Origin of the sequence: Salipiger bermudensis (genome assembly GCF_017309175.1) — a bacterium.
GTDB classification, from domain to species: Bacteria; Pseudomonadota; Alphaproteobacteria; order Rhodobacterales; family Rhodobacteraceae; genus Salipiger; species Salipiger bermudensis.
Genome location: NZ_JAEKJV010000036.1, coordinates 1 through 7,085 on the forward strand (window position 1 = coordinate 1; position 7,085 = coordinate 7,085).

Sequence of the window (7,085 nt, forward strand, 5' to 3'; positions counted from 1 at the left end):
GCCCAGAACCTCGCCCAACATGGCATCTCCCGCTAAGACACGTGCATAACTACGTCTTTATGCACGTGTCTTAGCTCACCCAGCCTTCGTCAGGCAGGCGGCTTCAATCGGGCGGTTACCGTTGCCCTGCTGGAACATCGACACCCAGATCATCTGGGATCGCTTCCTCGCCTTCAATCGGTCCCGAGGCAACGGAAAGGTGCCGGCCGGCTTCCTGCTTGGCTTCATGCGCCGATGGCGAAATTCGTCGGGAACTCCAACTCGTCCCGCGGTCAAGCCGCCCGCGAGACCAATAACGGACCCAAAAGAGCGCGAATTGCTGAGACAGATGCAAGCCGCACCAACTGCGAACCGCCAGTTCCACGCGTCCGACCTGTGTCGTTTGATCGGTCACGCTGCCTACGAAGCGCGAGTACTGGAAGTAATCCGCAAGTTTGGGTGTCAGAGGTTCTCAGCAACCTTGGCGGTGCACGGACGAGCGGTGTTAGCGGGGGAGATTTCAAGATGATCCGCTGGCGGTAGTGCGCGATTGTATCAAGGAGCGCTCTCTGCGCTTGAGGGACCCCTGAGTGGGTAAATTCGGGGGTCGGGCCTAGAGATGTGGTAGGGACTGCGTGAACAGCTTGCGGGCGGTTTCTGAGTTGGTTCTGAAAAGCTGGTTCATGTATCCAACTGTTCCGTCATTTCCAACTCGAGCCGCGCAGTCTCCTGGTTCAGTCGCCATCTTCTAACGACATAAAACACGAGCGCCTTGCGAGTTTCGATCAGTAAATGCGTCTTGTCGTCAAAGCCGTACTCCAGCCGGACGGCTCGCGCTTGTACATCAGATAGATCTGAACGCGGACGTATCCACAAGCGCACCAAGCTGTTCCAGTCCGTGTCAAAAGGCAGGGGAGCAGGCCTCTCCCGCGTTTTCATGTTAATTTGTTTCGTTATTCGTATTGGGAGATAATCGCGGTACGCCTCGTGATTATAGCTCCATGCGCGGAGATAAATTGCCTCTCCGTCAAAATGAAACTGAACTGGACTGATCCACTGCGGGTCGGAGAGGCCGCTTGTCATCGAGGTGTAGGTAATCTGGATGTCTCTTTCGCCGTTCATGGCGCGGTAGAGCTGTGCGACGACAGTGGAATCCATCACGCGAGTGGGAAGCGGGATGCTCGCGCCAAGCGATTTCGCCTTGCCATCAAGTAATTCGAAAACTTGTTCCGGGCCAGCCTCAGTCAATGCGCAGTGGCCGCCGGTCGAGAAATAGGCCTTTTCTGCGGCATCGTAGACTGGCGGCGTATTCGTCAGAGAAAGATAGGTTCGAAAGTCAACGGCAGCCTGTGCCATCGAGATATTGAAGCGTTCGATCAAGTCGCGGCGGTTCGCCTGACCTCTCCAGGTCAGACATTGGTCGAGGAACAAAATTCGCTCACGTTGCGCGTGCTTGAGGGCTTTCAGGCTCATACGCCGAGTAATACTTGACTCCGCACGCATAGTCCATACATTTACTATACGTATAGAAAATGGATTGATCTGATGCGAATACTTCATACGGCAGATCTGCACCTGGGGCGGCAGTTCATGGGTTTGAGCCTCGAGGAGGATCATGAGGTCATCCTGGGTCAGATCCTTGAAACGCTTTTGGCCGATCGGGTCGATGTTCTTGTCATCGCCGGGGACGTTTTTGACCGTGCCTCGCCGCCCAATTCGTCGATCCGGCAGTTCAATCGCTTCCTCAAACGCGTGGCAGAGGAGACCGAAGCCGCTGTGGTTATGATCTCTGGAAACCACGATTCTGGCGACCGGATCGAGGCAATGTCTGTCTTTTCCACCGCGTCTCGTGTGCTGGTGCGCGGGATTGCGGATGCGGTGGAAGCGCCGCTGGTGCTGCGTGACGCGCATGGCGAGGTCGCCTTTTCCGCACTGCCTTTTTCCTATGAATACGCCGCACGCGAGGTGTTCGGGGATGAAAGTATTAATGCGCCGGCGGAAGTAGTTGCCGCCCAGATCGCTGCGGCGAGGGAGCAGGTGCCTGATGGGGCGCGTTGGGTCGTCGTGGCCCATGCATTCGTCGCGGGGGGTGCGGTCGGCGAGACCGAGCGCACCCTGACGCGAGTCGGGGGCATCGAAACTGTTCCCTCCGATGTCTTCGATGGGGCGGACTATGTTGCACTGGGGCATTTGCACAAGCCGCAGGAAGTCGGCGCGAGCCATATTCGTTACTCCGGCGCACCGCTCGCTTTCGGTTTCGACGAGGTGGGAAACGAAAAATCCATGACTGTCGTCGATCTGAAAGCTGAAGGGGTCGAGATCCGCATCGTACCGTTCCGACCGATCCGGCAGGTTCGCTCGCTTACCGGGGCATTCTCGGATCTTCTGGAAGGAACGCCGTCTGATGACTTCATCCAGGCTATCCTGACGGATGAAAACCCTCTGATCGATCCGATGAAACGGTTACGCGCGACCTATCCCAATGCTTGCCATCTGGCCTATGCCCGGCAGGAGCGCGCTGCGGAGACCAAGGCGCTCGGCAGCGGGCGGGCCGCGGTCACGCCGATCGAGATGATTGGCGACTTCGTGAAGGTTGTGCGCGGCCGGGAACCAAACGCCACCGAAGTCGCGATCGTCGCGGAAAAGCTCCACGCAGTAGCCTCCGGGGAGGAGCAGACATGAGACCCATTCGCCTATCGCTTCAAGCCTTCGGGCCATTTGCGACAACCGAGGTAGTCGATTTCCGGTCCGCGCTGGAGACGGGTCTGTTTGGAATATATGGTCAGACCGGCGCGGGAAAGTCGACGCTGTTTTCGGCGATGTCCTTCGCGCTATTCGGGGCGCCGACCAAGACTGATCAGGAACCACGTTCACTACGCTCGGATCACGCCGCGTCGGATCTACCTACCGAAGTCGAATTTGTCTTTGAGCTGGGCGCCAAGACCTACCTGATCCGTCGTCGTCCGGCGCAGGAACGTCCAAAGGCACGCGGTGAAGGGACCACTGAAGACGCAGCGGAAGCCTCGCTGTTCGACGTCACCGGGATTCCCGTGGACACTCTTGGTCCGAGTCAGTCTGGCCGTGTCATTGCGGAAAAGAAGGTCTCGCTAGTGGGGCAGCAGGTCGAGGCGCTGCTTGGCTACGGAGCAGATCAGTTTCGACAGATCGTGCTCTTACCGCAAGGCAAGTTCGAGACGTTCCTAGCCGCAAAAACGGATGCGCGGGTCGAGATATTACGTGATCTCTTCGACGTGAAGATCTATCGCGATCTCGCCGCACGGCTGAAAGAAGAAGCCTCAGAGGCAGAACGAGCGTTGCGCGACCAGCGCGCTCTCTACGTGGCTCGACTCGAGGAACGTGGCTTCGAGAGCGCCGAAGCGCTGGAACTCGGGATTGCCGCAGCCGAAACTAAAGTCGAAGAAAAGCAGGGAATTCAGCACGGCGCGGCGATCGCTACCGAAGCCGCGCGCAAAGCTCTGACCGAAGGCGAGCAAATCGAGAAAGCATTTTCTGCTGTCGACACGGCACAGCAGGCATTCGATGATCTAGAAAAGAAAACGGGCGAGGTCGAAGAACTGGCCAAGCGCATTGAGGCTGTCCGGAATGCCATGCAGGCCCGTGATCTTGAGACGGCTTTGCGCGATGCGGAGCAGGAAAGCCGGAATGCGGTGGAGGCTGTCACAAAGGTCGAGGCGGAACTAGACATCGCCACTGGCGCGAAGGAAGTGGCGGGAAAAAAACTTGTTGAGGCACAGTCGGGCGAGGACCGGCGGCAGCAAGTTCAGGCTGACCTGACAAGGTTGGAGGCGATTGAGAGCCAGGTCGGTCAAGCAGCGGCTCTTAGAAGCGCGTTTGACGACGCTGCGAAGGACGAAGCTTCAGCGAAGAAGGCTCTGACCGAGGCCATAGATGCCCGAGAGAAGCTCAAGTCTCAGCGCGATGCGACCGATCTGGCGCTTGATCAAGCGCGAAAGGGTCAAGGCAGCGGCGTATGCTAAGGCGCAAGAAGCTGTCGCGGATGCTCAACGAAATGTCGATGAGGCATCGAACGAACTGGCGACACGAACTGACGCTGCACGAGCCGCTGACGCGGGCTTGCTAGAAGCCGAGGCACGGCTTTCGCGCACGCAAGCGATCATTCTGGCCGAAAAGTTGACCGAAGGAGCGCCCTGCCCCGTCTGTGTTTCCCGTGATCATCCTGCGCCTGCCCATGGTACGCCCGAACAATCTGGTTTGACCGAAGCATTTCGGAGCGCGCAGGTTCTGGCGAGAACTGCGTCCGAAGCCAGAGTTCGGGCCGAAAGCGAACTCGGTAATTTTCGAATGCGGCTCGACGAAAAGAAGCGGGCGCTGGAGGAACAGGAAAGTCCTGAGCGCACGTTGGTGGAGCTATGCGGGATTTTGGGTGATGCGGCCTGATCATGCGGCGCGATTTTCGGCGACGCTGGTGGCTACGCCGTCGGTGAATGTGACGCCTTCGATAACCAAAGGCAACTGGTTCGCGCCCTTCAGGCGGCGCCATGTCTTGGCGGCAGCCTGAACGAGCTTGAAGACCATGAGCTTCGCCGTCCTCTGCGACAGCGCACCCTTTGTTCGGACAGTCCGGTGCCGAACAGTGGCGAAGACACTCTCGATCGGGTTTCCCGTGCGCAGGTGATCCCAGTGATCGCCCGGGAAGTCGTAGAAGGCGAGCAACGCCTCGCTGTCCTTGGTCAGGCAGGTCACGGCCTTTTCATATTTGGCGCCGTATTTCTCGGCGAAGGTATTCATCGCGGTTTGCGCCGCGGCGCGGGTTTCAGCCTGCCAGATCTCACGCAGGTCGGCCTTCACCGCCGGCTGCATGGATTTCGGGAACTTGTTGAGCACATTGGCGATTTTGTGGACCCAACATCTTTGATGGCGCGTGCCTGGGAAGACCTCGTCGAGCGCCTTCCAGAACCCCATGGCTCCGTCGCCCACGGCAATCTCAGGCGGAACCGCGAGGCCGCGCGCCTTGATGTCGACCAGCAGTTCACGCCAGCTCTGCGCGCTCTCGCGCAAGCCGACCTGGAAGCCGACGAGCTCCTTCTTCCCTTCAGGCGTGGCCCCAAGAATGACCAGCATGCACTCGGCCTGCGGCTCCATCCGAGCCTGTAGGTAGACACCGTCCGCCCAGATGTAGACATACCGCCGGGCCGAGAGATCGCGGCGCTGCCAACGGTCGTATTCCTGCTGCCACTCCCCGGTCAGGCGCGAGACCACATCCGGCGACAGGTTGGGCGCGTCTTTCCCCAGGATTGCGGCCAGCGCCTCCTGGCAATTTCCCATCGAGATGCCACGCAGGTAGAGGACCGGCAGGAGAGCATCGAGGCTTCTTGAGCGCCGCGCCCATTTCGGCAAGATCGCAGAACTGAAGCGGATCTTCTTCTCGGCTGGCACATCGGGGGCGCGGTCGCGCACCTTCGGGCGCTGCACGTCGAGCGCCCCGATCCCGGTCAGGATGCTACGCTCCGGACCGTAGCCGTGTCGAACAACCCGCTGGCGACCATCCGGCAGGATCTCTTCGGCATACTGCGCCACGAAGGCGTCGGCCTCGGCCCGCAGTGCGGCAGCCAGCATTCGGCGCGCCCCGTCGCGCGCGATCTCGGTCAGCGGATCATCCACAGATTCCGGCTGACGAAAGGCGATGATGTCTGTAGTCTTCTCCATGGCGTATCGTTCCTTTTGGAAGATCTGGCAGGCTTCGACACCCGCCACGATACGCCGCCCTCTCAAACCCCGTCACCCATTTCCCGGCATAGCTCACGTTGGTGGAACTCGAAGCTGAAATCGCACGGCTTGAAGGCGACGTCGCCGGGCTTGGAGAAGCGGTCGATTTAGACGCGATGGCGGAGCAGTTGGCTCAACTCAAGCTGAAACTGACCGAGGCTGAAACTGCCGAGGCTACGGCGCGCACCGCTGCGGGAAAGGCCGAGACCGCTCTTGCCGGCGCGCGCGCTAAGCTGGACACAGTGATCGAAGCTCTGCCGGAAGGTCTGCGCACGCCCGAGGCGGTTGTCGCTCAACGGAAGGCTTTACAGAGAGAGCAAAGGCAACTCTCCGAGGCGCTGGAAGTGGCGACGCAACAGGACCGAGCCGCCAGTGAAACGCTCACCCGTGCGCACGAGCAGCTTGAAGCAGCAAAGCGGGCGCGCGATGCGCAGCAACAGCGCGTGAAAAAGGCCCAAGGTGATTTTGACGCTCGGCTTACCGAGGTTGGGCTGGACAAAGCGGGATATGATGCTTGCAAGAGCCATTTCCCGACTCTAGACGCCGACCCCAAGAAGGTGACCGATCACCGCGATGGATTGATCGCTGCTCGCACGACACTGCAGAACGCCATAGCCGCTTGCGCAGATCGTGAACGCCCGGATCTTGCCCCGCTTCAGCTGGCGTTGGCAGACGCCACCCAGACCTTGAACGCGGCCAACGCTGCACTTGCCACAGCGAGAACGGATGTATCGTCACTGACCAAATTCAAGGAATCGCTTGCCGCGGCTCTGACCGAAACCGAGCGGCTTGAAACTGAGACCGGTCCGCTCCGGGGGCTGGCTGATCTGGCTAACGGCAAGAACGATTTCAAGATGACACTCGAGACCTTCGCGATCGGAGCAATGTTCGACCAGGTTCTCGAGGCGGCGAATATGAGGCTCGACCCTATGACACGTGGTCGCTACCGGCTAATGCGTGGGCTCGAGGCATCTGGCGGTCGCGGCAAGCGTGGGCTCGAAATCGAGGTCTTCGACATCAACACCGGCAAGGCGCGCCCGACAGCAACGCTGTCAGGCGGCGAAACCTTTATCGCGGCACTGGCCCTCGCGCTTGGGCTAGCTGATGTGGTCGAGAGCCTTTCGGGCAAGATCCGGATGGACACAATTTTTATCGATGAAGGCTTCGGGAGCCTCGACACCGAGAATGGGGCGGGCACGTTGGATCAGGTGATCCAAGTTCTTGCTGCGCTGACAGAGGGTAACCGCCCGATTGAAGCCGCCTGCCTGACGAAGGCTGGGTGAGCTAAGACACGTGCATAAAGACGTAGTTATGCACGTGTCTTAGCGGGAGATGCCATGTTGGGCGAGGTTCTGGGC

The 7,085-nt window shown here is 59.6% G+C and carries 6 protein-coding genes and 1 pseudogene; 5 read left to right on the plus strand and 2 right to left on the minus strand.

Features of this window, described 5'->3' with window-relative positions:
* Positions 1–121: 121 nt before the first annotated feature.
* Positions 122–508, plus strand: a pseudogene (locus JF542_RS24480) (hypothetical protein); the annotation flags it as partial.
* 152 nt (positions 509–660) lie between these two features.
* Here JF542_RS24480 and JF542_RS24010 read toward each other — a convergent pair.
* Entirely contained in the window at positions 661–1,596 is a 936-nt protein-coding gene (locus tag JF542_RS24010) for a BrxR family transcriptional regulator (RefSeq protein ID WP_207077702.1), read from the minus strand.
* Here JF542_RS24010 and JF542_RS24015 point away from each other — a divergent pair.
* From JF542_RS24015 to JF542_RS24025, 3 genes are read left to right on the plus strand one after another with little or no spacing between them, the layout of a single operon-like run.
* Positions 1,570–2,661 carry an exonuclease SbcCD subunit D gene (locus JF542_RS24015; protein ID WP_242533921.1) on the plus strand — a complete coding sequence of 364 codons (1,092 nt, stop codon included), beginning with the start codon at positions 1,570–1,572 and terminating at the stop codon, positions 2,659–2,661. The two genes, JF542_RS24010 and JF542_RS24015, sit on opposite strands and share 27 nt — an antisense overlap.
* Positions 2,658–3,977 (plus strand): AAA family ATPase, encoded by a 1,320-nt coding sequence (locus JF542_RS24020; protein WP_207077698.1) that lies wholly within the window; start codon positions 2,658–2,660, stop codon positions 3,975–3,977. The genes JF542_RS24015 and JF542_RS24020 overlap by 4 nt, the downstream gene beginning before the upstream one ends.
* A complete protein-coding gene (locus JF542_RS24025) occupies positions 3,937–4,398 on the plus strand; it encodes a hypothetical protein (protein ID WP_207077699.1) in 462 nt (153 codons plus the stop codon). The genes JF542_RS24020 and JF542_RS24025 overlap by 41 nt, the downstream gene beginning before the upstream one ends.
* Here the strand turns inward: JF542_RS24025 and JF542_RS24030 are convergent, their stop codons facing one another.
* Positions 4,399–5,667 (minus strand): IS256 family transposase, encoded by a 1,269-nt coding sequence (locus JF542_RS24030; protein ID WP_207077700.1) that lies wholly within the window; start codon positions 5,665–5,667, stop codon positions 4,399–4,401.
* Positions 5,668–5,768: 101 nt separating this feature from the next.
* On the opposite strand from JF542_RS24030, the gene JF542_RS24035 reads away from it, so the two are divergent.
* On the plus strand, positions 5,769–7,010 hold the full coding sequence (locus JF542_RS24035; protein ID WP_340689180.1) for an SbcC/MukB-like Walker B domain-containing protein: 1,242 nt from the start codon (positions 5,769–5,771) through the stop codon (positions 7,008–7,010).
* Positions 7,011–7,085: the final 75 nt, after the last annotated feature.

Excerpts from the sequence above, each read along its gene's own strand:
- JF542_RS24010 (WP_207077702.1), bottom strand. The coding sequence starts at position 1,596 with ATGATCCTCCTCGAGGCTCAAACCCATGAACTGCCGCCCCAGGTGCAG.
- JF542_RS24020 (WP_207077698.1), top strand. The coding sequence starts at position 2,658 with ATGAGACCCATTCGCCTATCGCTTCAAGCCTTCGGGCCATTTGCGACA.
- JF542_RS24015 (WP_242533921.1), top strand. The coding sequence starts at position 1,570 with ATGGGTTTGAGCCTCGAGGAGGATCATGAGGTCATCCTGGGTCAGATC.
- JF542_RS24030 (WP_207077700.1), bottom strand. The coding sequence starts at position 5,667 with ATGGAGAAGACTACAGACATCATCGCCTTTCGTCAGCCGGAATCTGTG.